General features: G+C 45.9%; 24 protein-coding genes. 15 read left to right on the forward strand and 9 right to left on the reverse strand.

Annotation, left to right across the window (positions count from 1 at the left end):
* Positions 1-164 precede the first annotated feature (164 nt).
* The 11 genes from QUB26_RS15665 to QUB26_RS15715 all read left to right on the forward strand — a co-directional run bounded on the left by QUB26_RS15665 (position 165) and on the right by QUB26_RS15715 (position 13,820).
* Positions 165-371 (forward strand): hypothetical protein, encoded by a 207-nt coding sequence (locus QUB26_RS15665; protein ID WP_333198306.1) that lies wholly within the window; start codon positions 165-167, stop codon positions 369-371.
* A 3-nt stretch (positions 372-374) separates the two neighbouring features.
* Positions 375-593: a hypothetical protein gene (locus QUB26_RS15670; protein WP_333198307.1), complete on the forward strand. Its 219-nt coding sequence runs from the start codon at positions 375-377 to the stop codon at positions 591-593.
* 13 nt (positions 594-606) lie between these two features.
* Entirely contained in the window at positions 607-897 is a 291-nt protein-coding gene (locus tag QUB26_RS15675) for a hypothetical protein (RefSeq protein ID WP_333241784.1), read from the forward strand.
* A 66-nt stretch (positions 898-963) separates the two neighbouring features.
* The gene (locus tag QUB26_RS15680) at positions 964-1,686 is read left to right on the forward strand and encodes a hypothetical protein (protein ID WP_333241786.1); all 723 of its coding nucleotides are present in this window, start codon (positions 964-966) and stop codon (positions 1,684-1,686) included.
* Between the two features lie 13 nt (positions 1,687-1,699).
* Positions 1,700-2,245, forward strand: a complete 546-nt coding sequence (locus QUB26_RS15685; RefSeq protein ID WP_333241788.1) for a hypothetical protein — start codon at positions 1,700-1,702, stop codon at positions 2,243-2,245.
* The gene (locus QUB26_RS15690; RefSeq protein WP_333241790.1) at positions 2,245-4,230 is read left to right on the forward strand and encodes a hypothetical protein; all 1,986 of its coding nucleotides are present in this window, start codon (positions 2,245-2,247) and stop codon (positions 4,228-4,230) included. Before QUB26_RS15685 ends, QUB26_RS15690 begins: the two co-directional genes overlap by 1 nt.
* A 398-nt stretch (positions 4,231-4,628) precedes the next feature.
* Complete coding sequence (locus tag QUB26_RS15695) at positions 4,629-5,072, forward strand: hypothetical protein (protein WP_333241792.1); 444 nt, start codon at positions 4,629-4,631, stop codon at positions 5,070-5,072.
* Positions 5,073-5,132: 60 nt separating this feature from the next.
* A complete protein-coding gene (locus QUB26_RS15700) occupies positions 5,133-5,288 on the forward strand; it encodes a hypothetical protein (protein ID WP_333302663.1) in 156 nt (51 codons plus the stop codon).
* Between the two features lie 805 nt (positions 5,289-6,093).
* Positions 6,094-7,419 (forward strand): restriction endonuclease-related protein, encoded by a 1,326-nt coding sequence (locus QUB26_RS15705; RefSeq protein WP_333318733.1) that lies wholly within the window; start codon positions 6,094-6,096, stop codon positions 7,417-7,419.
* Positions 7,412-11,017, forward strand: coding sequence for a pPIWI_RE_Z domain-containing protein (locus QUB26_RS15710; RefSeq protein WP_333241796.1), 3,606 nt, complete (start codon positions 7,412-7,414; stop codon positions 11,015-11,017). The genes QUB26_RS15705 and QUB26_RS15710 overlap by 8 nt, the downstream gene beginning before the upstream one ends.
* Positions 11,004-13,820, forward strand: a complete 2,817-nt coding sequence (locus QUB26_RS15715) for a pPIWI_RE module domain-containing protein (protein WP_333241797.1) — start codon at positions 11,004-11,006, stop codon at positions 13,818-13,820. Before QUB26_RS15710 ends, QUB26_RS15715 begins: the two co-directional genes overlap by 14 nt.
* A gap of 119 nt (positions 13,821-13,939) precedes the next feature.
* Here the strand turns inward: QUB26_RS15715 and QUB26_RS15720 are convergent, their stop codons facing one another.
* From QUB26_RS15720 to QUB26_RS15755, 8 genes are all read right to left on the reverse strand, one after another.
* Positions 13,940-14,095: a hypothetical protein gene (locus QUB26_RS15720; protein ID WP_333241799.1), complete on the reverse strand. Its 156-nt coding sequence runs from the start codon at positions 14,093-14,095 to the stop codon at positions 13,940-13,942.
* 156 nt (positions 14,096-14,251) lie between these two features.
* Entirely contained in the window at positions 14,252-14,470 is a 219-nt protein-coding gene (locus QUB26_RS15725) for a hypothetical protein (protein WP_333241801.1), read from the reverse strand.
* Between the two features lie 3 nt (positions 14,471-14,473).
* Positions 14,474-14,764 carry a hypothetical protein gene (locus tag QUB26_RS15730; protein WP_333241803.1) on the reverse strand — a complete coding sequence of 97 codons (291 nt, stop codon included), beginning with the start codon at positions 14,762-14,764 and terminating at the stop codon, positions 14,474-14,476.
* A gap of 705 nt (positions 14,765-15,469) precedes the next feature.
* Positions 15,470-15,712: a ribbon-helix-helix domain-containing protein gene (locus QUB26_RS15735; RefSeq protein ID WP_333241805.1), complete on the reverse strand. Its 243-nt coding sequence runs from the start codon at positions 15,710-15,712 to the stop codon at positions 15,470-15,472.
* A complete protein-coding gene (locus QUB26_RS15740) occupies positions 15,712-16,341 on the reverse strand; it encodes a ParA family protein (RefSeq protein ID WP_333241808.1) in 630 nt (209 codons plus the stop codon). Before QUB26_RS15740 ends, QUB26_RS15735 begins: the two co-directional genes overlap by 1 nt.
* Positions 16,342-16,955: 614 nt before the next feature.
* Positions 16,956-17,372, reverse strand: a complete 417-nt coding sequence (locus QUB26_RS15745) for a hypothetical protein (protein WP_333241810.1) — start codon at positions 17,370-17,372, stop codon at positions 16,956-16,958.
* A 595-nt stretch (positions 17,373-17,967) separates the two neighbouring features.
* Positions 17,968-18,195 (reverse strand): hypothetical protein, encoded by a 228-nt coding sequence (locus QUB26_RS15750; RefSeq protein ID WP_194010817.1) that lies wholly within the window; start codon positions 18,193-18,195, stop codon positions 17,968-17,970.
* Positions 18,182-19,066, reverse strand: a complete 885-nt coding sequence (locus QUB26_RS15755; RefSeq protein ID WP_333241812.1) for a hypothetical protein — start codon at positions 19,064-19,066, stop codon at positions 18,182-18,184. The genes QUB26_RS15750 and QUB26_RS15755 overlap by 14 nt, the downstream gene beginning before the upstream one ends.
* Before the next feature lie 389 nt (positions 19,067-19,455).
* Between QUB26_RS15755 and QUB26_RS15760 the strand changes: the two genes are divergently transcribed.
* The 3 genes from QUB26_RS15760 to QUB26_RS15770 all read left to right on the forward strand — a co-directional run bounded on the left by QUB26_RS15760 (position 19,456) and on the right by QUB26_RS15770 (position 21,882).
* Positions 19,456-21,198 carry an IS1634 family transposase gene (locus tag QUB26_RS15760; protein WP_333241814.1) on the forward strand — a complete coding sequence of 581 codons (1,743 nt, stop codon included), beginning with the start codon at positions 19,456-19,458 and terminating at the stop codon, positions 21,196-21,198.
* An 84-nt stretch (positions 21,199-21,282) separates the two neighbouring features.
* On the forward strand, positions 21,283-21,432 hold the full coding sequence (locus tag QUB26_RS15765; protein ID WP_333318735.1) for a hypothetical protein: 150 nt from the start codon (positions 21,283-21,285) through the stop codon (positions 21,430-21,432).
* Between the two features lie 39 nt (positions 21,433-21,471).
* On the forward strand, positions 21,472-21,882 hold the full coding sequence (locus QUB26_RS15770; RefSeq protein ID WP_194010816.1) for a hypothetical protein: 411 nt from the start codon (positions 21,472-21,474) through the stop codon (positions 21,880-21,882).
* Between the two features lie 689 nt (positions 21,883-22,571).
* Here the strand turns inward: QUB26_RS15770 and QUB26_RS15775 are convergent.
* The gene (locus tag QUB26_RS15775) at positions 22,572-23,522 is read right to left on the reverse strand and encodes a tyrosine-type recombinase/integrase (protein WP_333241817.1); all 951 of its coding nucleotides are present in this window, start codon (positions 23,520-23,522) and stop codon (positions 22,572-22,574) included.
* 64 nt (positions 23,523-23,586) lie between these two features.
* Between QUB26_RS15775 and QUB26_RS15780 the strand changes: the two genes are divergently transcribed.
* A complete protein-coding gene (locus tag QUB26_RS15780; protein WP_255512975.1) occupies positions 23,587-23,712 on the forward strand; it encodes a hypothetical protein in 126 nt (41 codons plus the stop codon).
* The last annotated feature ends 531 nt before the right edge of the window (positions 23,713-24,243 follow it).

A 24,243-nucleotide genomic window follows, 5' to 3' on the forward strand; every position in this document is an offset into this window, starting at 1 on the left:
CGTATTAAATTCAAGTCCAGTCACCCGACTTAATATTTTGTTACATACTTATGGATTTTCCCGCCGACCTACTTAGTGGCAGCTCAGAGTCTGAGAGAAGAAGGCATTACAGACGCGAAAGGCATTGAAATACTCGGTCAAATCAACAGTTTGAGGGATTAAAAATGGTACGAATTATTAACGGTGTAGTTTTTGAAGACGGCAAACCTGGAAAACGGGTTATCAATACGAATGGCGGTAATTACGTCGAAACAATTAAGGGTGATTTCATTGCTGGCACGGTCATCAACCATAAGTCTTCACCAACGCCGGAACGCAAGGATTTGTCTAAGGATGGCGAGGCAATTGACGTGAAATCTGAGGAGGTTTAAACGATGCTTAACGATGATGATAAAGACTTCGATAAAAACCTGACAAAGATAATGGTTGGCGGTGCGCTTGTAGCTGGCACTCTTGTCTTTGCAATTGGGTACGATACGGGCTACCAATCCGGCGCAAAGCGAGTCTCGGAGCCAACAATTATTCACGGAAACGTCACGATTAACAACAGCATTAATCTGAATTCAGATGATGCTGGAAGCGTTTCTAAATAGGAGGGATTGAGCAATGACCAAAGTTTTTGAAATTACGCCTGAATCCAATCCAGAAATCTGGGCTCAGTTGCAGCCGCCTGTTACCGATGAGCCAGAGCGTCCGTGCGTCAACTGCGATAACCTCGGATTCCCGGAGTGCCAATTTATGGCTGTTGGACTGGATTTGGCAACGGCGATCGAACTTTCGGAAAGCTGGCGGCGCGGGGAGTTGTTGCCCGTTATTGGTCATCCGGCGGGCGATCGAGTATCTGACAAGCTCAACCAAATGACAAATCAAAGCCAGCCGATCGCCCTAGAGAAGTAATCGGCCGGCCACACAATCCTCCCTCCCTTAACAAAAAGGGGGGGACTCATCTAAGGAGATTTTACTATGGATTTTGGACGCAACGACAGCAGCAGCGTAGCAATAAGGAACCCAGCAGCAGGACACAGCCCATACATTGACGAAAAAGCGGGAGACTGGGCAGACACAGAGGCTGACATTCTTTCATACTTGAGCGATGTTACGAAGTTGGAGGCGATGGCAGATAAAGCAGCCAATGCCGAACAGCTTGCCTTAGTTTTAGAACCCTTCCTTGACAACGCTACAAGCTACTTAGAGTCGCTGGAAAAAATCAGCGATGGTCAGGTCAGATGGACAGAAATTAGGAAAAAATTCGGCTCCAAAGTTGCAAATGCCATCGCTAAAATTCGCAAGCTCAATGCGGAATTTGGGGCTGAGATGGAGCAATTAGATGCCAAAGACCGAGCAGCGATGCTGAAGATTGAAACCAAGCGTCAGCACGGACTAGCCGAGATTGCTTCCGAGCTCACAGGCGACTTACAGGCCGAGCTTTGGCGACACGAGAACAAGATGGAGGCCATCGCAAATCGGGGTGAGGTTGCAGAGAAGAGGCAAACAATTCAAGAATCACTTCGAGAACGCCGACAGAAGCTGCTCAGTCGAGCCACAGTCGGGTCGGACAAAGGGATTCAGGAGAAAGTGCCAGTCACTATTGGAGCTACTAGCGCCTCCAACAGCGTCTCCGCAACCGGGACAGCTAGAGGGTTTGGCGGCTGGTTTGCGAACGTAATGAATTTCAACAATCGCTAAGAGAGAGGGGACTATGCACGAATTTATCGGAGCCAGTCCCCTCTCTTTTGTGGGAGGGGGACAGCACCAGCAACAACACCAGCAACAGCAGCAATATCAGCAAGTTACCGCACCAACAATTGACCAACCGCAGCCGGAGGAAACTAACGCCGAGCGCCAGTATCGGGACGCTGCCAATCTGTGTGAAGTCGTCGCACCCGTAGCTATCGGTTCAGCAGTGGTTTTTGCATTCCATCTGATGCAAGTCGCAGGCGGTTCGATAGTGCCAATAGGGGTTTATCAGGTTTATCTATTAGCCAAGATTACCGGGCAATCTAAGCACCGCTTGGCTACTGCAATTGTTGGCGGTGGCGTGACGCTTGGCATGATTGCCAGCCTTGCCGAACCGTTATCTGAAGGGCAGCAAGTAGGGGACGCAGAACCACGCTTGGAGATAGGCATCAAAGAAATTCAGACGGTTAAAAAACCTGTTTCAAGTAACTTTGATTACTTGCCTTCAATTGGGCTTGTCATTATCGTTTTCTGCCTAATGTTCAAAGCCAAAGGAGGGAGCAAGTAATGACACCATTAACCGAAAAACACGCTCAATTACTTAAGTCAAACCGCGCACTGCTACTGACCTTTGAAAGACTCCCAGTTGCGGTCAAGTTGTCGACAGTCGGTTTCGTACTTTTGCTGGGGGTAGGTAGCGGAATCACTGCATTAACGGGAACAGCCAGCAATCGGGTGCAACTCTGTATCCGCAACAAACAAGCCTTGCAATGTCTTGATAAAACAGGCAAACCCTACATCATGACCGAGTATTATGCGGAGCGGTGGAAAGCAAATCCCAACGTGGTTTTCCATAAGAAAATACCCGCCACAAATCCGCACAAAGCATTGTGGATGGCGCTTGCTGGATGCAGTTTTTGGGCTGCGGGTGCTGGCTTGAGAAGCCTACAAAACTCTGAGCGACAGCTTGCCAACTATGAGATTCTTGCAGAGAAGCGCGACCTAGCAAAAGGTCAACTGGCGGCTCGTACTGAGCTGCTGGAAGATTACCGGGCAATGAGGATTAAAGAAGTACAGGCCGAGGGCGATGTGGAGGCGGTCGCGAATGACTGTGCGGTGGTTTTAAAACAGTGTGAAGTTTTGGGTGAAGCCGATATCAGAATTGCTCAAATGGAAGCTGAGGAAGCAGTTTTCGAGGCGGAAACTGCGGGATTGTCTGAGGATAAAAAGCAAGAATATATCGCTTTTCTGCGGAACCAAAAGAATCCCTTTCAACTTCAGCTAACGGGGACACAAACATTTGACGGCATTAACAACCCTAGCGACAAGGTTGAATCTTCAACAGCAGCGATAATTGAGTTAAGCTCCAACCTTGAGATAGCTCGGAAAATAGCAGCCAGAATCCTAAATTCCCTAGCGGGCATCAATACATCAATCTTCCTAGCTGGCCCTACTCGCACTGGCAAAACTCGCACTCTGCACAAGTGGCTGCGAGACACAAATACGCGCTTTCCTCCGGCTGAAATCTACGTGATTGCCCAAAAATACGAAGATTTTCCCGGCGTTCCTCGCAACCGAATTGCCATATTTGACCCGCTATTTCCAGAGGAGTCGATGAAGTTTCTGGACGAAGTTTACGCGAAGTTGCAGAGTCGGAAATCCCAACCAGCAACCGAGGAAACCTACCGCAATCGACCAATTAAATTAATCCTCGAAGATTGGTTTGCTACTCACCAGTGCTTAGTGCAGAAACGAAATGCACAGCTATGGGAAGATAAGGCTTCCAAGTTGGGAAGTATCGCGACTGTTGGCGGTCAGTACAATGTGGGGTATTTTATTTGCACCCAAACTTTTAACCTTGCATCAAGTGGAGTCGCTGACTCAAACATCCGTCTCAATTTGGCGCTCATAGCTCAAGGTTTGGTGAGAACTACGAGCAATGATGAGGAGCAAGGTTCTTATGGAGTAATTGAACAGTTGTTAAACAATCAAAGAGTCATCGCCAGCAAGGATACCAGAGACAAATTAACCTCTGATTTGAAGCAATTAATTCCTATTTCGATGGCTGAGCAAACCCCAGTCATCCTCTCCACAATTGGCAACCCAGTATTAGGTTTGATGCCGGAAATTGAATTGAGCTTTGGAGGCAACCAGCCATCATTTGACGATGTTCCGACTGTTCCGACTTCTGATATCTCGGAACAGGCTGGAACGCCTTTAGACGCTCTGGGAACAGGCTCGCAGAATCCAGGAACGCCCTACGGAACAAGGGCGGAACGCATTTCAGCTATGTTTGAGGCGCTCAAGGCTGGAACACACCAAACACCAGTTTTCGCCCCTGATTCTCCCCTGGAACACGAAGAAAAACTCGAACTAGCAAAGCTTGTTATTGAGCAAAAATTAGGACTCAAGAAAACGATTTGGGTACTTTGGGGTGTCACCCGTGGCGGGCGCAATCATCAGCTATTCGTAGAGGCCAGAAAAATGCTGAAAAATCTCAAGGGAATCAGTGATAGCGAGGATGACTTGAGCGAGGATGATTTGGACGACTAATAAGCATTAATCGGGGTGACATTATCTCCACTAAAAGAGGACAAAACAATGGCTAGAAGTGCAGAATATATCACCTATATTCAATCCGTGAATTGGCGCAAAAAGAGCAATAATGTTCTCGCAGCCACAGGTAAGCGGTGTGCATTACGTCCCTGGAAAAGAGCAACACACGCGCACCATTTGCATTACAAAAACTTACGAAATGAATGGGTTGTTAGAGATTGCGTCCCTCTCTCGCCAGAGGCGCATAAACTGATTCATCGAGATATGTTTTGGAACCTAAATGGAGACTCCCGAACTCCGTCGCCATTACGTCTGATTGTTTCCAATTATCTAAGGCTCTCGACCGTGTGCTTGATGATTCTGAATCCGTTTTTAAACTTGATGGGTAAGGGGAAATGACTTGCACCTTTTTAATCTCAGTCCGCCCGACTTGGGCTGATGCCTTCTTTGTTGACCGGAACCCGAAAACGATCGAACTCCGAAAAGGTAGCTTTGGGGCATCCCTAAAACCGGGCGATAATATTGCAATTTATGCCACGCTACCAGTTGCCGAACTATTAGGAACCGTGCGGATTCTGAAGCGCGAATCGCTGGCTGTCGATCGACTGTGGCGGGCATCGGAGCAAGGGCAACTGGCAAGAGTGACGCGCCAACAGTTTGATACCTACTATGCGAGCCAGATTTCCGGTGTTGGTGTTTGGGTTAGCGCTGCCGAACTCTTCCCCAGCCCGATCGCACTTTCCAAACTTCGGCAGAACTGGGGCACTCGCTGGCAGCCACCACAGCAAATTCAGCAGCTAACCCATGAACAGATGGCCGCACTGAACATCGCCCGCTGAACATCGCACCAACCCAACCAAACCGAGCGCTACCTTATCACAGATTAAAGGAGAGCAACAATGACTGACTTAAGCAAAATGTCCCCCACTGAATTAAAAGCACAGTCCGCTAGAGACAAGAAAGCAATTGACGAAGCGCCAGACCGACTAAGCCGACTCATGGCTAAGGAGAACGCCAAACAAACACTACTAGAGTGGCTTAGGCGTAACGGATGACCCGCACCCAGCTTGACCGAGCGCTACAGTGTCACTGATGAAGCAAGCGCTACGGTGTTAGAGACGATTTAGCACCGTAGCGCTACCTGATGACTGATTGCTGATAACTAAGGGGGTAAATGAGCAGTCGTACAGAAACTTACGCTAAGGCTGAAACTTTTACTGGATAAGCATTCTGGGAACTACTCTTTTGGTATCTCAAAAGCTTAAAGAGTTGAAAATTAAAACGACTAATCAATTCCTTAGCGTAAGTTTCTGTACGACTGCTCATTTCACCCCTAGCATAAGACTTTTACCAAAAATCTTGATTTCAGCCATTCTGTTACAAAATAAACGCTCAAATCCTCGCTCTATCTAAAGTTGAAAATTTTACTCTCATTTTTATTTTTCCAGAGTGACAGAAGAGCAGTACAATCCCCAGTTTCTCAATTGTTGCGAGTAACTTGTCTGGTGCGGAGCCGATAACGCAGTCAGAACTCTGGTGAGGAAGAAATGGTTTGCTGTCTGATGGGGTAACAAGCAATAATCCAGTTAGGTTTTAACAATAGCTTGATGCTTTGCTATCAAAGTAGCTTTATCCAACAATCTAAAAACTATAGGTATAAAAGCAAACCAGCAAACTACTTTTTAAAATTTTACTATCAAAATAGCAAAGTAGCAAAATACAGTCTCTTGCCCGACAGGGAAGCCAGCCGAATAAAATAGAAACATTGGAAACATTGTAGAAACATTGAAAAATTTTCTTGACACGCCAGTGAAGGTGGTGTGAGAATTGGGCTACACCCCAGATTGAGGAGGGCGGCCCGTGAAAGTCACCAGACATAGAGACAAAATCCTAGAGGCGCTGCGAGAGTGGTTTCGCGTCCACAAAGAGGGGCCGACCCTGGAAGAGTTGTGCGTAGAACTGGGAATGCAGCCGCGTCAGAAAGCAACGGTACAACGATGGTTACAGACCATGCGTGGCATCGACATAGAATGGGAAGATAATGCAGCCCGCAGTCTCCGCCTGCTTGCAGGCGACCCAGAAGTTGAACCCGGACTACAGATATCGGTACCGGAAACCTTGCGGTACCTAGCAACGGGACTGGCAGAGTGGGAAAAGCGGGAACTGAGCGAGCGAGAGCACATTCCAAAAGCACTCCGCATCGGGATGTCCCGAATGTACCTAACATCTTTACTGCAAGGAGATGAACAAGCCCCCTCGAACCTCCCAGAATTTTTTGAATGGGCAACAAATCCGGTAGTCGAGTGGAAACCGGCAGCAGAAATTAAATACCTTTCACCGGATGTCACCCTCATCGAAGACGGATCAATTTCCAACTTTGCTGAACAATGGCAAGTTACAGGTGACGACATAGAAAAGCAGGTGCAGGAAAAAATCTTGCAAGATGTTCTCGAACATTGCCGAGGGTATCAACTAGAAGATGCCTATCGTGCTTTCCGCAAACTGATTATTGAACGTCCCGTCCTCCCCTACCCAGAATACCGCCGCCTCCTTTCATCCTCCCAATTCAGACCCCTGCGGGACTTCTTGCTACAAACCTACATTGATTTAGTCGATTTAGCAGAAGAAAACAGTTATCATTTTTGCCCACGCTGCAAATATGTAATGCACCGTCGCCAAGCTCAAACCTATAGCTGCCGAAACGGAACTTGCGAACAACTGTGCGCCCAACTTCATCTGCCGCCGTCGCCACCAATTCCCAAACATGAAGCAGAAACTTGGAAAGCTGTAACCCCAGGCGTATATCGGTATGGGACAATCCCTGGACTTTGGGAAATTCAATTAGCAGAAACTCTTACAAAATTAGGCATCCGCGTCACCCTGTGGCCGGAGATTGATGAATTTGACTTGCTTGTGGAATTTAGCAAGAAAATCCGCTGGGCGATTGATGTTAAAGATTGGTCGTACTTAGATGAAGAGCGTTTGCAGAAAACTAGAGAAAAATTGCAACGTCGCTCTGAATTTACAGAAATTTTTATTGTCTTCCCAGATGAGAGAGAAGAAAAATTGCGAATCAGGGTAGTACGCCAACAACTAGAACCGTCTCTGGGTGGATTGCGATTGAAGCTTGTCAGTGAAATCATCTCTCAAGCTGAGAAACTTTTAAAGGAGAGAAACCATGCGTGACATCACTAATTGGAGCCAACAATTGCGCCAAGCTCTACGTAACTCTGACGACTTAAAATCTCATGTTATTTCTAACCTACCTGATGTTGATCAAAAAGTACAGAAGCGAGAAATACAGCGCATAGCCCAACTGATTGTAGAAGTAGAATTAGGGCTAACTTTATTGAAAGAAATAGCACCGGAAGAAGTTGCAATTTCAGTCTCCGGTCTACTTTCGGGTTATCGGTTTCCGGTTGCATTTCTGCAAACTGATATCAATTTGCCAAGCGATATCAATTTACAAAGTGATAGCAACTGGTTCTTGGTACAAAAAGCTCGCTTTTATTTGGTGCGTCGCAAAGGGAACCAATGGGAACGTTCGCTTTCTGAATACATCAACATCCCTGAAATTTTGAGAATTTACAGCTTGACGGACATCAATCAATCCCCGCAATTAATTCCCTCAAGTACCTACCCTCGTCGCTGGCAGCTATATCGCCAAACCTTATCAGCAACCCCACAGCACAAAAAAACAAAAATTAAACTAGCAAATCCTGGGTATTGGTATGCTAAGATTTCCCACAAAGGGAATACTCCTATTGAGGTTCCCATCAATATTCCCCAAGCTGTTTCTCATCAAGCATCCTCATCACAGGTTTCTTTTCACCGCACGCGCACTCAGGAGAATCCTGCTCATACCATTACACTAGACGAGTTGCTGATTTCAGCCCAGGAAATGGATAGTCAACTGGCTAAATCAAGGTACGATCCAGAAAATTATTATAGCCGCCTTCAAGGGATTGCCTTACGGTTGTACGACGATAAAAGCGATGATTTTTCTCCAGGTTGTGAACTGAAACTAGAACAACTCATCCACATTGTCGGTTTATTAAATGTCGGCAAATCTACTCTGCTCGAAGTTCTTATTTATCATTTGGCAAAACAGGGATATCGCTGCGCTTTAATCGTCAATGATGTGGTAGCAGCCGTGCGCCTCGCTTCCCTCTTTTGGCACGGATTGGGGATTCGTGCGGCTCCCGTATTGGGGGGGAGCGAGCGCTCCCAACAACTGGAAAAAGTTTACGAACCCATTTTAGCCACAAAGGGTCAGCAAATTGAACAAGGAGCGATTCATCCAGCATGGCGCTGGTTTAGTCCCGTCTGTCCCTTACTCGCTTTAGTGCAATCAGAGAATAAGTGGGAATTTGGTTCTGAACCCTGTCACAACCTTTACCAAAAAGTAACTGCAACCAAAAAAGACAAAGACAATGATATAAACTCGGAGGATTTAGAAGATTGGGAGGAAGGCGAAACAGAAAATAAATATACTTGCCCTTTTTATTACAAATGTCCTCGCCATCAGTTGGAACAAGACATCGCGCAAGCTTTCGTGTGGGTATTAACGACCGCTAGCTTCATTCATACCCGCGTCCCCGGTCAAATTTTTGATGAAAAATTTACGTTTGCTGAAGTCGTTTACCGCGAATGTAATTTTCTATTTATTGACGAAGCTGACCGGGTACAGGTGCAGTTTGACGAAGCTTTTGCTCCTGATGAAGTGTTAGTTGATGCTTCGGGAAACTCATTATTAAATAAACTTGGCATCAAATTTGCAACTGCTATTTACAATTCAGATCGTCGCAGTATGGGAGCAGAATTAGTAGCCGCCGCTAAAAAAGCGAACGATTACGCTCAAATTGCCACTGATATTATCCTTCCCAAACTGCACAGCCAACCTAAACTGGTTGAATGGTTAGGTTCAAATCCTTTCACTGGTCGTTCTGTATTTGCTCACATTATCCGCGAGATTCTTGAACCGAACTCAGACAGTGAAAATGAGGAATCCCAAATTAAACTCACCCGTAAAGAGCGCAGCCAACAACGGCTAAAACGGATTGAGGCGGGTTTGCCACCTGAAGAGGAACGGCAGCGGCGTAAACAGCTATTGCAAACAATAGAGAAATTTTTGCAAGCTCCCCTTAACCGCCGTAAGGGAGGAGAACTTTCGGAGATTGCCCTTACCATATTAAGTGCAGAAAGTGAGCGAGTGGTATTAGATGAAGTGGCTGACTGGCTAAATAGATGGCTTGAATCTTTGGGAATATCTATCACAGATAACATTAAGTTTGAGGAAGTTACAGGCCACTTATACTTCGCTATTCTTGTAGCTGTGCTGACGAATCGGTTAGCTTTTCTGGTCGATCATTTAAGTGCTTTAATAGGGACAAGCATTATTGATTTGCACGACACCAGTCTTTCTCTCGTGTATCGCCCGCCCCGCGATTATCTACCGATTTTGCCATCTGCGCCTGTGGGAAATATTTTAGGCTTTAAATATACGCGCGATCGCCGCAGCAATATAGGGGGAAAATTGGAGTATTTCCGCTATGTGGGAGTAGGTCGCTACTTGCTTTTAAATTTCCCCACTCTTTGGGCTGTTGATGGTTGGAATGGTCCCCATACGGTGCTGATTTCAGGTACGAGTTATGCCCCAGGGAGCCCAGCTTATCACATTCAGAAAAAACCTACAGTCTTGCTAGAACCAGCGCCGAATAATGACAAAGCTGGCGATGCGGGAATTGGCGAAAGTGAGTTTTTCTTCAAGCCGCAGCAGAGCGCAGGGAGGTACATTGCTCTATCGGGACAACCACCCGCTGCGCGGAAAAAGAAGGCTGAAGAAATGGTTAAGGCTATCTGTAATAAATCAGGAGAAGCTAAGAGCTTTCTCGATCTGTTATTTGATACCTTAAAAGATAAAGAACAGCTTGACCCCCAGCGGTGGGATAAGCGCCATCGGGTTCTGGTCATTACCAACAGTTATGACGAAGCCGAATGGGTTGAGTCGGTTTTGAAATCGGTTTACCGTGTTGAAAATATCGTAGGCGAAGTCATTCCACAAGGGGAACGAATTAAAGTCCTTCGTCGTGATAATGCTCCAACTAATTTGAGCGGAATTCGCCGGGGCAAAATTCGGGATTTGCATCAGCTTCCTACTCAGATTGTAGTAGCTCCTTTAATGGCTTTAGAGCGGGGTCATAACATCCTCAACAATAGCCAGATAGCAGCATTTGGTGCAGCAGTATTTCTGTGTCGGCCGATGCCTGTCCCGGATGATTGGCAAACCACTGTCCAGCAACTTAACAATTGGGCGCTAGAAAATGCTTCTAATTCTAATCTCTACGAGCCCATGCAACGGCGCGGTGACGCTCTCACGCTGTCGAATGTTGAGAACGAATTTTACAAGTATGCGGTGGGAAAGATGCTCGATTTGAGTTGTCGAGCGATGTCTTTCAGACAGTTGACGGATGATGAACGTTCTGTACTTTGCTGGACTCAATTAGTTAGTATCTGGCAAATCATTGGGCGTTTAGTGCGTGGCGGTGTTCCTTGTATCGTTCATTTTTTGGATGTCAAGTTCGCACCTAATTCAGCCGCAGGGGAATTCGACAGCAATGTCACCTCACTTTTAGTTGGAATTCTCAAAGAACTTCAACTCTCGGTTGAGGGGGAAGGAAAACGATCTTGTGAAAGAACCTTAGCGCGATCGCTCTACGGGGCTTTCTTAAATGCACTCAAAGAAACCAAGGAATTACACTATGAAAAAAATGAACAAAATTAAAACAATTCTACCTGGAGCTTGGGAAATGACGGAGGATGTGCAATACAATCTCTTTTCCCTAATTGTTCCTACTGCGTGGCAACAAGTCGCTAAATCTCTGGCACAAAAGCGCGTCAAGTTACTTGGGAAAGGCTATCCCTCTGTGCCAGTCTACTCTCTCGACCCCATTGTAGCTGCAAGCTTTCCAAAAATCATCCAAACTGCTCGTTATGGCTGGAAGCATCCATCTGTGCCTTGGGTATTTGCAACAGAAGCTGCTGACCTTTCATGCTTGCCAGAATTGATAAAAGATTGGTTGCTAGAAGAGTTTAGTGAGTGTTTGGGAAACGAGGAAGTCGAGTCGAGTCTCAAAAACCTAGATAATGATGCTTGGCATTGGGAAGAGCCTAAAAGTTATTCTCTGCTGCATCCGCCAGAAAAACCCTACGATGATATCCGCTTCCAAGCAATTCCAGATTACCTAACTATTGACTTTCTCAAAAATCCTAAAGTTTGCTTTGGTGATAACAATCAGTATGAACTTACATTCTACCGAGTTGTCAGCCTCAATCAGGGTTCTGAACTAATGTCATGGCCTCCTCATCCGGTTTCGCTAATTGGGAGAAATAAACAAGTCGATACATCAGATATCTCATTTGTTATCAATTTTAAGTTGCAAACAGTTCCTTGGCGCAAAGACCCGATTATTTACCATCAACTTTCAATGCGACAATGGATTGTGAAGCCTTTCGATAAATTTCCCTATGGAGGTGCTACCGCTTATATTGGCGATAATCGTCGGTGGTTAGATGGGGTTCGCCAGCCGTTCTGTTTTATGCCTTTACGAATCAAGCAAATGATAACACAAGAAGGGAGAGAACCAAGATGGTCAAGAGCGATTACTGAGCTTCTAAAGATTAACGAATCTCCACTTCCTGAACTTAATATTTTAGCCTCTGACCCAAAACATCAATGGTCAAGCTTTGGAGAAGAACCAGGTGGGATACAGGTGGCGATCGCCTACCATACTTCCTGGGGTAAACTCCCTTGCCTTCGCGGTGTCAGTCCACGAGATTTAGCTAGCTTGGATGTGGCAATTCAAAATAAGTTGGTTGGCGAAAATTTACCTCTTCAGCGAGTGGGCGAAGCAATTAAGGTATCCAGTAAATATGTGCCTTTTTGGGAACCGGGAACCCCAAAAAAACGAGGTGATTTATCACCTAAAAAACGTGACGATTTATCTACCCTTATGCTGCGACCTACATTCGCTGTACCCGCTGTCTTTCGTTCCACTGAAAACCCTTTGCATACAATACTTATACTCTGGGAAACCAAAGAATGTCGAGACGCGCTCATTGCTGAAATCTGCGAGATACTTTACTTATCACCCAAAGGAGAATCTCAGATTTATACAACCCTTACCGAAGTCCAAGGAGAACCGACTCTCTATGAAAGCCCTTACGGTTCCTTGCTAATCAAAACTCAGCACGTTCAAGATTTGACGCAGAGACTTGATGTAAAAAATTCCTCAGTCAAAGGCAACAGCCGACAACAACAGCGCATTAATTTAATCGATGAGCGCGTTTCTCAGATTGTTTCATCTCTCCCTCAATCTCAAGGAATATGCGGTGCATTAATTGAAATAAAACCTAAGAAATCATTCTTTCCAGCGGAGTCAGATCCCAAGTTAGCATTAAGAATTGGAGCGATGCAAGCTGGCTATGTCAATCAACACATTCACGCAGTAACAGCTCAAAATAAAGAGGGTAAGCAATATGTCCCTAAAGGTACTCTTAATCGAGTGCAAAAAGCTGTTTCGGATTTATTGCGACAATTTGGAATTCTGCCTGCTCCTCTAATTGACCTAGAAAAGGATGGTATCGATCCAAATTTGTGGCTGACTTGTTTCCGCGTGCTGCGTCGCACTCGAAAAACAACGGCTAGTAACACGCCTGCTACTGTTGCATTAATGGTGCGAGTTAACCCCGTAAAGGGAATCGTACAAGTTACTACTCCTTCTTTATTCGGGACGCAAAAATGGGTATCATATCCTGTCGGACTTAGCTCCCTAATTACTGAAAAGTGGGACTTTGATTCCTATGTAGATGAAGCGATTGGTGACAGCGATGAAGAACAGTCATCTAGTGATAAAAAACGCGAACAGCAGTTGCTTAATAAATTCATTGCTGATTGCTTGCGTGATTGCCTAAGTACACCAGTTGAAAATGAGAAAATACCTCGCGTACTCTTCATGGTGGAAGCGCAAAATGCCCGCAAAATGCTGACGTGGCTACAAAACCCCCAGCTACCCGCCAACGATTTACCCCACGAACTGAAACAACACATTCTGACAGAATCAGAACTAAATCGCTTGTGGTTTGTGCGGTTGCGAGTTCCAGACGGCGAAGTTCCTGTCGGTATTGTCAAGGGTTCTCCCGGTAGCAGAACTAGCGGTTTATTCTGTTGGAAAGATGTGTGTGATGATAAAAAATATATGCTTTATCTAAGCATGAGAAAGCCGTTAACTACTGAACAAGGTACAAACACCTTACAACAAAAGCAGTCTCGGCTTGATAATGGTAGCAGACAAGCTGGGAACCCAAAACTCCTAGAGATAGCTGTCATTTATTCCCCTGAAATAGATGCAGAAAAATTGGCTTTTTTCGTCCATAGTCTCAGAGACCGCTGGCCCTATTTCGCAGATGAGATTTCTTTGCCGTTTCCCTTTCCTTTTGCTACTTTGGCCAAAGAGTATGCGGTTAGTGCCAAAGATCCGGTTGATTCATCTGAGGAATTAGAAGATTTAGAGGAATCTTTGGACTAACAATAATCGATAGGTCGAATGTCGGAGGCAGCAGTTTCATCCAAAGTGACTGATAGAATTGTTACTCGCATGAAGACTACTATAAACTGCTGCTTATTAATCCATAATCCATAAAAATTTCAATCACAAATAGCAACTCGAATCACCCAAGTCCCAGCCAATTCTTTGGCAATTTTACCAGCCGTTGGTTTTAACAATTCCACTTTCTCCACTTTGAGGCTTATGCCTGCCCATTCGGAGCATTTGCAGCTTTCGGGGAGGATTTGTCCGGTCATCTTCCTTAAATCAGCGGTGGCATCAGATAAGGTGTCTGGGATTACCCAATCCCGCTTAGTTGGTATTTTGTCTAAGTCTTCTTTGCGAAGCCGAATCAGAACTAGAATGTTTTTTGGCGCGTCTTCTGATTGGCGATCTGAAAGAGTTAATGGATTCTAAAATGAGTAAACGCTTTCACTTTGGGACTGCTGGCGTTCAGCTTGCAAGCCGATGGAATCGGATATCTTGGCTGACATTTTCTCTAAGTTCTGCAACAGTTGCTTTAGGTTTTGCTGAGAAAGACTGGACGCTTTGGGTTCAGTCTCAAACTCCTTTCTTAATTCTCTCAGTTGAGTGAGCTTTTGTTCTAAGTTTTCTGAAGTTAAGGGAAGCATTTTTTATTTTTCATCGCTTGGATAAGCAGAATTCAAAGCTTCCAACCACAATTCTTTCGGCAACAGTGACACAATGTTAGTTAAGCCAAAGCATTGGAGGCTGATCAGCAAAAGTTCTATTGAATCTTTCAAATCGCTTCTGCTACCGAGGAATCCGTTGTATAACTCCAGTTTTCCGGGGGTTCGCTCCACATATTCTTCAAAGGTGAGAGGATTTGGATTGATGCCAATTTTAGCCTTATTTTCAAGGCTAGCGGAATTTAAGGCTCTTTGAATAAGGGGGTTTTGGGTCATTCGGCACACCTTGGTATCAGAATTCTGTTAATTGCAGAGATATTGGCATTGACTAATTATTCTATACCTGTACGGACTAGAAATTTCCCCAATTCTGTATCTCACTTTCAAGAAGTGGGATTGAGCCTTTAACTTTGGCGGTGCGATCGCCTTGACATTCCCACAGGAGCGCGTGTGCCATTCGGGTTACAAGGGATTCTCCTGACGGGGTGACAAGCAAGTTGAAAGACATACACTTGTAAAGGTTTGAGTTAAGCTACGTCAAAAAAGATATGTGCGTGCGATGCCTGCGGCTGGCGTAGCTGCAGCGACTTTTTCGGGCTTCGATAAGGATCGGCGGCGAGCGCTACTATCATAATTCTCAATAAGCTCTTGTATAATCGCTGCTATCTTGAGGAAAGCTCAGAAGCCTCAACGCTTTGCCCATAAAGGTTTCAGAGGCGTTGTCACCCCGTCAGGGGATTCTCCTTTAATATTTTGATAGCAAGCCTTAATATTTTGATAGCAAGATACTTTGATATGTAAAGTTGGAGTTTTGGTGGAGCTAAAATTTGTTTCTAACTTTGAGATTAAAGAATCCAGCTCAAATTTTAATAAAGCTATTTTGATAGCAAAGTAGCTTTATTGCTTGTCGTCTAGCTTGGTCGGATAGGTGCGACCAAGCTGGCGTTACCATTGGTTGATGCTTGATAGAGGAGTGCAAGTTTAAGCGATCGGCGGTTTGCCATATTTTTTAAACAGATCGTTGACGGCCTCTATGAGCAAATCGTGAGAAGGCTTCCCCAAGTCAGTTGCCAGGTGCTTGAGTTGCTTCCACGCCCCTTCATCTAACCGTAACGTCTGCCCCCTGCGTTTGGGTTCAGCTTCTGTCGTGGAGGACGGTGCTTGTACTGTGGTTGTCCCCTTGGAGAGTGTCAAATCGGATAAACTTGGTTTCTTCTTGGGCATTACTTACTCCCTGCTTTCAACTGTTGAGCAATCCAGTTCCAACTTTGTTTAATCTCTATCGCGGCTTTTCCCCTTGGCTCAATCTCAGAAGCTACCCGACCATCAATCAAGGCGCGTGAGTAGGCAATGCGAGAGGCTAATGCCACAGGACAAATGGGCAAAGCGTAGGCAGCTAGGGCGGTTTTAGCTTCATCGGTAACGCCTGGCCTGGGTGGTGTTTGGTTGAGGACGAATACAGCGGGCTTGCCTATGCCTCGTATCAGTTCCACCGTACCTGCGATCGCCTCCAAGTCCAGTACAGAAGGCCGCACCGGAATTACTACCAAGTCTGAGACTCTAGCCGCATGGACGGCATTTGTGTCAATGTCAGGGGGAGTGTCAATCAGCACTAGGTTAATACCACCGTCGCCGCAAGCTTGAATGTGGTCAGAGATGTTGTACGGTTGGGGCTGTATCAGCAGCGGGGTTTCAGCTTCTCGCTTGTTAAACCAAGATGCTGAGGACTTCTGGGAATCCATGTCTGCCAATACGACACTCAAGCCGCACTTTACGGCAACAACTGCCCAGTGGACGGCCAGGGTTGTCTTTCCCGAACCTCCTTTTCTCGACAAAAGGCTAACTACGAACATTGGTGCTACTTGCTAGTTTGATATCGTTATAGCTTGAAAGCTGGGCGTGACAAATTATTAGGCGTTGGTTTAACTTGTTATAAATAGGGTTTTGGTGATTTCTTTCCAAAGATAGTAAACTATTTTGATAGCAAAGTAGTAATGGCTGCAACTAGGTCTGAGGGCTTTGTGAGAGTTATTAAAGCAGGCTCTTGAATAATTGAGGTGCGATCAGACTCTGCCAGCTTCGCGATCACCCTAAAAAACTCCTCTCAGAATCGCCTGTAACCACCCTCTTTCTCCTTTCAGGGGTAGATTCTCCATATCGCTCCTTATCTCAAGCCAGTTGGCATCAAGCGTGAGAGAGCTAAACATACGGATAATCAAATAGCTTGAGCAGGGCAAACTCCAGGTATTTCAGACCTAGACTCCATGCCTCTGCTCTGGTTTCTTTTGAAGCTCCGCATCCTTTATGACGGCTTTTTGGGTTAGGATGAACGATTGCGTTCCGTATTTCAGTTATCGCCTGTGGGCCATCAATCCAGTTTTGCCTATTCGCTAGCTGAATCAAGTTAGTTAAGCGATCTGGGATTTTTAAGTCTATCCCCAAATATGACAGCAAGAGTTTCACTTCATCAGCGCCTGGGAGTTTGTGAAACCCATTTTGACGCTCGGCTGCGTTTATCTTCTACCAACAAGACCCATGCCAGTCGTTCTAATGCTGCCTGCTGTAAAACAATCGAACCATTTACTCCTCCAGCTTGCTTTTTACTCTCCACATACCAGTGAATAGACTCTTGCACTACCTCCCGCCAGTTCTTATTCTGCCACCGACGCATAAAACCAGGAAAGGCTTCAACTAGGTCGGTTGAATCCGTAGAAAACCACGTATAAGTATTTTGCCAAGAGTCGGCGCGACAAGCTGACCACTCATCAAAAACCTGCTTTCCCTGTGCATCAAAACCAGTAATTAGCATGGGAGCAAGCCACAGTCCTCTGGCAAATGAAAGGTAATAGGAAAATGCTTCTAACTGGTCGCGCGCATCGTCCACAGGGAAGGGGTTTCGCTCTAACCGCTCCAGTTTACAGATATGGGTTAGGCCATAGCCCCCTTGAGACTGAAGCAACTCGTGGATATCCCAATTTTTGGGAAGAGTTGCTAATACTATTCGCCAATCTCCGGGGGTAAATGAGCAGTCGTACAGAAACTTACGTTAAGGCTGAAAGTTTTACTGGATAAGCATTCTGGGAACTACTTTTTTGTCTCTCAAAAACTTAAAGAGTTGAAAATTAAACTGTACCAATTAGAGCATAGATTTTTTGGTACAGCTTTTTTGTATGGCACAGTAAGGATTTGAGGCTTTTTAATTTCAGACAGATCAATTGGTACAGGTTTATAAGAGGCAAGCGCAGTATTCAAAACGACTAATCAATTCCTTAGCGTAAGTTTCTGTTCGGCTGCTCATTTCACCCCGTTGCCAATTACCAATTGCAAATTACCCATCGTGTAAAAAACCTCTGACATTTCGGTCGGAGGTTTTTTTGTTTGGGCGATCGGGCGATCGGATAGCTAACCCAGAAAAAAACCCGGTATTTACCGGGGAAAGTTCCTAATATCCTGGGATGTGTCGTCTCAGAACTTCTTGATTATCCAGGAAGATAGGAGTCCTTACTTTGATAGCTCTCATCACCGTAGTAATTCTCATTAGGGTTAGGCTGATGAAAAATTGTAGGGAATGCTTCAATCCCTAGTTGCTTAAGGTACATAGCATCGTGCAGCTTGAAATAAGCACTCCTATCGCCCGCTGCCCAGAGTGCTATCAATTGCGCTCTCTGGGCTTCATCCTCAATCCAAGTAAAATCAATCTTCATCATCACTCCCAAGAATTTCTAAGATTGTCTCAACATCTGCGAGCGTTGTGGTTGATTTTTTTCGTTCGGCTTTCAACTGGTTGAGCAAGTCGGCGGCCTCTGGTAATCCCAGTTCGGCCGCTGGTTGCTGTGTGTTAGTAGAGGCTGGATTCTGTTCGGCTCCATTATCCAATTGTTTTTGCAGACTTTCTCGCTCTACCCTTTCTTCTGCAAGGCGCGATTGCAATACTCGCAGGTCTTCGCGAAGATTGTTGATTACTAATGCACTTGATTCTTGGAGCTTGGCAAAGTCGGCGTCGGTTTCCTTCGGTTCTTGCTGCAAGTTTCGTATGTCAGTCTGTAATCGCTGGTTTTCATCGCGAAGCGCCCCTACTTGCCCTTCAAGATTATCCCTCTCCCCCTCCAATTCCTTGAAAGCGTCCCTCCACCTTTGATTATTAGTTTTAGCCTCTTCAAATTCCTGTGTGGTTATTGCTAGTTGTTCTTGTGTTTGCGCGAGTTGTTGCCTAAGAGATTCGCTGTCGTTGTTTTCTCGCACGGCGACTGACTCCCCCACCAGTTCAGCCCTCAATTCTGCCAGCGCTGTTTGTAATCGTTCTGTCTTACGCTCAACAATTTCTGTAATACGCGCATCTAACAAACTGTCTGACAATTTTTGTCTTACGTCAGACGGCTGTCTGACTTCTTCGGGTGCGGGTAAGACAACAGAGCCATCATTTAGCGCCTCGATGCCCGCCCGCATAATGTCGATTAAAGTCTTAGAGCGATCGCACCCGTGCTTAGTATTCGCCGCCGGATAACGCTTTTTCCCTAGATTGTCGATCGCCTCCAACACTTCATCTGGACAGCGAAAAGTTAATGATGTCGAAGCCATTGTCTTACCTCGGTCATATATGTATGACGCCATTGTATAACATCAGTCGCTGTTTGTATGACATATAAGCAGAATCTGTTATACGGTTACTTGTCATACACCCCTCTTATGTCTAACAAATTATCTTACAAGTGCTAGACAAATTGGTCTTGCAAACGCTAGACAATAGTCTTACTTAATGCTACTAGGTAAGACAAAGAAGTAAGACACCCAGACACCATAGGCCACACCGAGCTTAGAACTGAAGTTCCCCCCGTAGAAGGGATGTTCAAATCTAGCAAACCCCTACGCTGCAAGTAAAAGTCAGCTTTTTGCACCCTTTCTCGTACCCATGTATCTTAAGATTGTCTTAAGATTACCTGATCGGCAGGTGTGGCATAATAGTAGCCATGTATATCGAACGTGTTCCAAACAGAAATTCTCCGCCAGCCGTACTGCTTCGCGAGTCCTACCGCGAAGGTGGAAAAGTACGTAAACGCACCCTGGCAAACTTATCAAAATTACCAGACCATGCCGTAAATGGTCTGCAAGCCTTGTTAAAAGGTGGCGTCACGCTCGCCTCCTTACCTGACTCTTTTAAAATTACTCGCTCCCGCCCGCACGGCCACGTAGCGGCAGTATTGGGCAGCCTGAAAAATACTGGCTTACACAATTTAATTAGTTCCGAAAATAGCCGCAACAGAAGATTAGTATTGGCGATGATAATCGCCAGAATTATCGACCCGCGCTCGAAACTTGCTACAGCCAGAGGATTCAACGACGAAACTTGTTTCTCAAGTATTGGCAAAATTTTGGGAATCGAGGGTGCCGATGAAGATGAATTATATTTGGCAATGGACTGGCTCTTATCCAGACAAGAGTCGATCGAGAATAATTTGGCTTCCATTCATTTAGCATCATCAACCTTGGTGCTGTATGATGTATCGAGCAGTTACTTTGAGGGCAAAACTTGCCCGTTAGCCCGGTACGGTTACAATCGGGATGGCAAAAGAGGTAAATTGCAGATTGTATTTGGATTAATGTGCGATGCTTCTGGCTGCCCGATCGCAGTTGAAGTATTTGAGGGCAATACTGCTGACCCAAAAACCTTAAGCAATCAAATTACCAAGCTCAAAGAAAGATTTGGGATTGCCAAAATAATTTGGGTGGGCGATCGAGGCATCATTTCTTCAACCACAATTCAAAAACATTTTCAAACCGCCAATCGTAGTTTCGATTGGATTAGCGCCCTGCGTGCGGTACAAATCCGCAGCTTGGTCGAGCAAGAATCGATTCAACTATCTTTATTTGACGAACAAAACATCGCTGAAATCTCGTCAGAGGACTATCCGGGAGAACGGTTAATTGCTTGCCGCAATCCCCTGCTAGCAGCAGAGCGAGCCAAAACCCGATCAGAATTGTTGCAAGCAACTGAAAAAGAACTATCCAAAATAGTTGCTGCGACAACGAGACAGAAAAAGCGTTTAACAGGGGCATCAAATATTGCCCTGAAAGTGGGAAAGGTGGTGAATCTTTACAAAGTTGCCAAGCATTTCACGCTGGATATTCAAGAGAACAGTTTTAGTTACGAAAGAAACACGCAAAGTATTGACAGCGAAGCTGCATTAGATGGGTTATATGTGATTCGGACTTCAGTCGAGTCTGAGCTTTTATCGGCAACAGAAACGGTGAGGGCGTATAAAAGCCTATCTCAAGTAGAGCAGGCTTTTCGGAGTTTTAAGACTGTGGATTTAAAGGTGCGACCGATTTACCACCGCAACAGCGATCGAGTTAGGGTTCACGTGTTTTTATGTATGTTAGCCTATTACGTAGAATACCAGATGCGTTCTCGATTAGCACCAATGCTGTTTGATGAAGACGATTGGGAATCGGCTCACCACAAACAAACATCTGTGGTAAAGGCAACCAAAAGCGATCGGACTAAGGCTAAAGCCAGGACTAAGCGGACTGCCGATAATTTACCAGTGCATAGCTTCCAGACTTTACTAGCTGATTTAGGTACGATCGCCCATAATGAAATTGTAGGAAGCATTGAGGGTGCGAGTTGGGTTTTTGACAAGATTACTCAACCGACAATCGTGCAACAAAAAGCTTTGGATTTGCTGGGTGTTCCCCTAATTTGTACCCAGTAAAACCGGAGCCTACATCTTTCAAAAGCTTGCTACTCCATCAATACGCCTTTTGTCAATGGGGGAACTTCAGTTAGAAAAATCAATATGCGACACACAATGCTGATTCAGACGGCGCTGCTAGCCCTACAACAGCAAGGTGAACTCCAATACCACAGCAAATGCGGTTCAGTCCTGCCAAGCACATTTTTCAAAACGGTAAAATATCTTGGCGCCGCTCACCACTGTTATTTGTAAGCAGGCGATTCAATCTGCACTGTCCCTGATACAGCTTTGATGATGTTACACCACGTTGATGACACGCAAATCGGCACATTCAAAGATGCTTTGATAGTCAAATTTGGCTCAAAAACAATTGGCATTCTTGAACCCCCAAACGCCACCGACCCTGTATCTGAACCCAAACCCACTGCACCGTATGCTCCCCGCCCGGATAAAACCGATACGGTGGTTGATGTTCAAGTTACACCTATTGAATTGACCGAGCCAGAACCCTTGCAGGGAGACAATATTGAGCAAGCGCTACAAGAAGGGGATACTGAGCAAGCGCTCAATAAAATGCCGTTGCCATCGTTGCGCTCGCTCGCCAAGTTGAAAGGCACGGACGCGCCTGGAACCAAAGCAAACTTAACAGCGAGGTTAAAGGCGATCGTCATACAGTCTGATGTCCGGGTCGCCACCGCATAACCCAAAAATTATTCCCCTAGCTAAAAGTGTAAAACCAACAACGTCATACTGTCTTACCAAAGTCTGACAGTTTGTTTTACTTAATGTCTTACTATCTCTACTTAATGTTTTACAATGCACTAATTTGTAAAACAGCAGGTAAGACAAGTAAAAACCACAGCCGTCCACCTTGGGCGGGGCGCATTTTTACCCCCGTGCCATCGTAAACTTGGATTTTTAGAGCCTGCTGATATTTTAGGCGATGGATGGGATTGGAGTACAGACATTTTATTGTTCTCTGTTGGGCTGGAAACCTGACGGGTTTCCGAAATTCGTTAATGCGCGCTGTGGGACTTGATGCAAAGTAGTACGGATCAACCCTAGAGTTGAGCATTATACCCAAGTGGATGAAACCTAAGCCGGATAAAGGTTTGACGCCTTGACTGAAAGAATCAGGGAGTTAATGGATAATCAACGCCTGAAACTCTTGCTCCGTGACGGCTTGAGGAGTGAAATATTTTGTCTGCCTCTAGGGTTTGGCAGAATACTTTATAGGTGAAGTGGAGACGATGAACAACTACCCCTCAATAACGCGGTGATATTCAGCCTCAGCAGCTTTGTACATCGCTCTCATTCGCTCCGTCTCCCAGCCTCATCTATAAGCCTAGAAGTCAATTCGCACTCCAAGACTACTGTCGCTTGTTGGCAGTTCAACGCTTGTTCCGAATCGACAACAGCTCCACAGCGAGCCGCTTTCTTTCCTCTCCTCGGCGGTCATATTTAGCCACAATTGCAGGCGAAGAATGTCCCGCCAACTCCGCCACAGTCACGATATCAACTCCAGCATCTAGCAAATCCGAGCAAAAAGTCCGGCGGAAATCGTGAGGAGAAAACGACTCCACCCCCGCCTCTATTGCCCGCTTTTGCAAAATCACTAATACCGCCTGGGGTGTTAGCGGTCTGATATGTATCCGACCCATCTTCCAGGCCGGACACAACAACGCTCCCGCTTCCAGACCCCGAACCACGAGCCAATCTTCCACCACCTTCACAGCATCCCCAGGAAGGTACACCGTGCGGTCTTTGTTCCCCTTACCGCCTCGTACCTTCATAGCACCCGTGCGAGTATTAAAGTCCCTCAATTCCAGCTTCACCACTTCAGCCCGGCGCAAACCCACCCGCAGAATCGCCAGCAAAGCCGCATCGCGAGCGCCTGCCGGAGTCGAGTCATTGTGGCACACCTCAAACAGAGTGGCAATTTCATCAGCGCTCAAGGCCCGCCCCCTGAGTTTGTCAGATGTCCTAATTTTAGGCAAATCGATCGCCTTGGCATAGTCAGTCGCGCTCATCAAATCCAGCCGCAGTGATTCTTTCAACACCCGCTTCAGAGCACACATCATCTTTTTAGCAGTAGCCGGAGAGTGCTGTGCTATCAATGCCCCTTGCACCGCAGCCGTGTGCTGGTAGCGCAGCGTCGCCCAATTCAGCGTCATCGCGTCGCACTGCCCCTCCGTCAGCAAAGACGCGATCGCATCAAGAGACTGCCGCATCGTCGGCTGTGAGCCGGGTGCCAACAGAGAAAGGTACACCGCCACCGGGTGAGAAGTCAGTGGCAGAGGCTGTGGCAACAAGAGCGTTAAATCTGAGGTAACAGCGTTCAAAGGACGACCTGTGAAATTGTCAGAACAGCACTTCTAGGAATTCCTCTTAATTGTCGGACAATTAGTGCAATCACAACAAAAAAAGTTTGACTGGCCCCTAGAAATTGCTGCAAGTGCGGGAGCATCAACAGATGCTGCCGTTTCTCCTTCAATTTTTGTTGCTTGTGAAGCTTTTAAAGGAATTAATTAAGAGAAAGTTTAAGTAGGTAGGCGGAATTAAACTCAACTATGTAACAGTATGTAAACAGGGCTGACTTAGCCACGCTTAGGGAATTGGGATACTTTACAATCGTTTACATAATTGCGTTTTACAGCGCCTACTTAACTTAACGCGCCCGAAAAAGAAGTCGAATTTGCTTTCTCTGACCGTGCAACCTTCACCCTGAATAACATTATCCGCGGTTCAACCTTGACCCTATACGATTGAGTTATCTAGGGAGAGCAGGCAGCCGTGCGATCGCGGATATCCTAACTGAGGGTGGTGCGATCGCCTCAAGAAAGCCAAGGCATTTGTTGAGCTATCAGCATACGGTAGCACGGAGATCGCAGTTAACGGAACGCTATGCCCCAGCGCGACATCGCTTCAGTTGCCTGAAAAGCCAGTTATGGGATATTCATCTAAACAGCTAAAGGTATAATACGTTTAACTGTTTAACCAATTACCGCAAGCTAGCGATTGATCGTTTGATCGTTACCCAAAAGAGCAATCGCCCCAGTTGAC

It is taken from the genome of Microcoleus sp. B4-C1 (assembly GCF_036705285.1).
Classification (GTDB): Bacteria; Cyanobacteriota; Cyanobacteriia; order Cyanobacteriales; family Microcoleaceae; genus Microcoleus.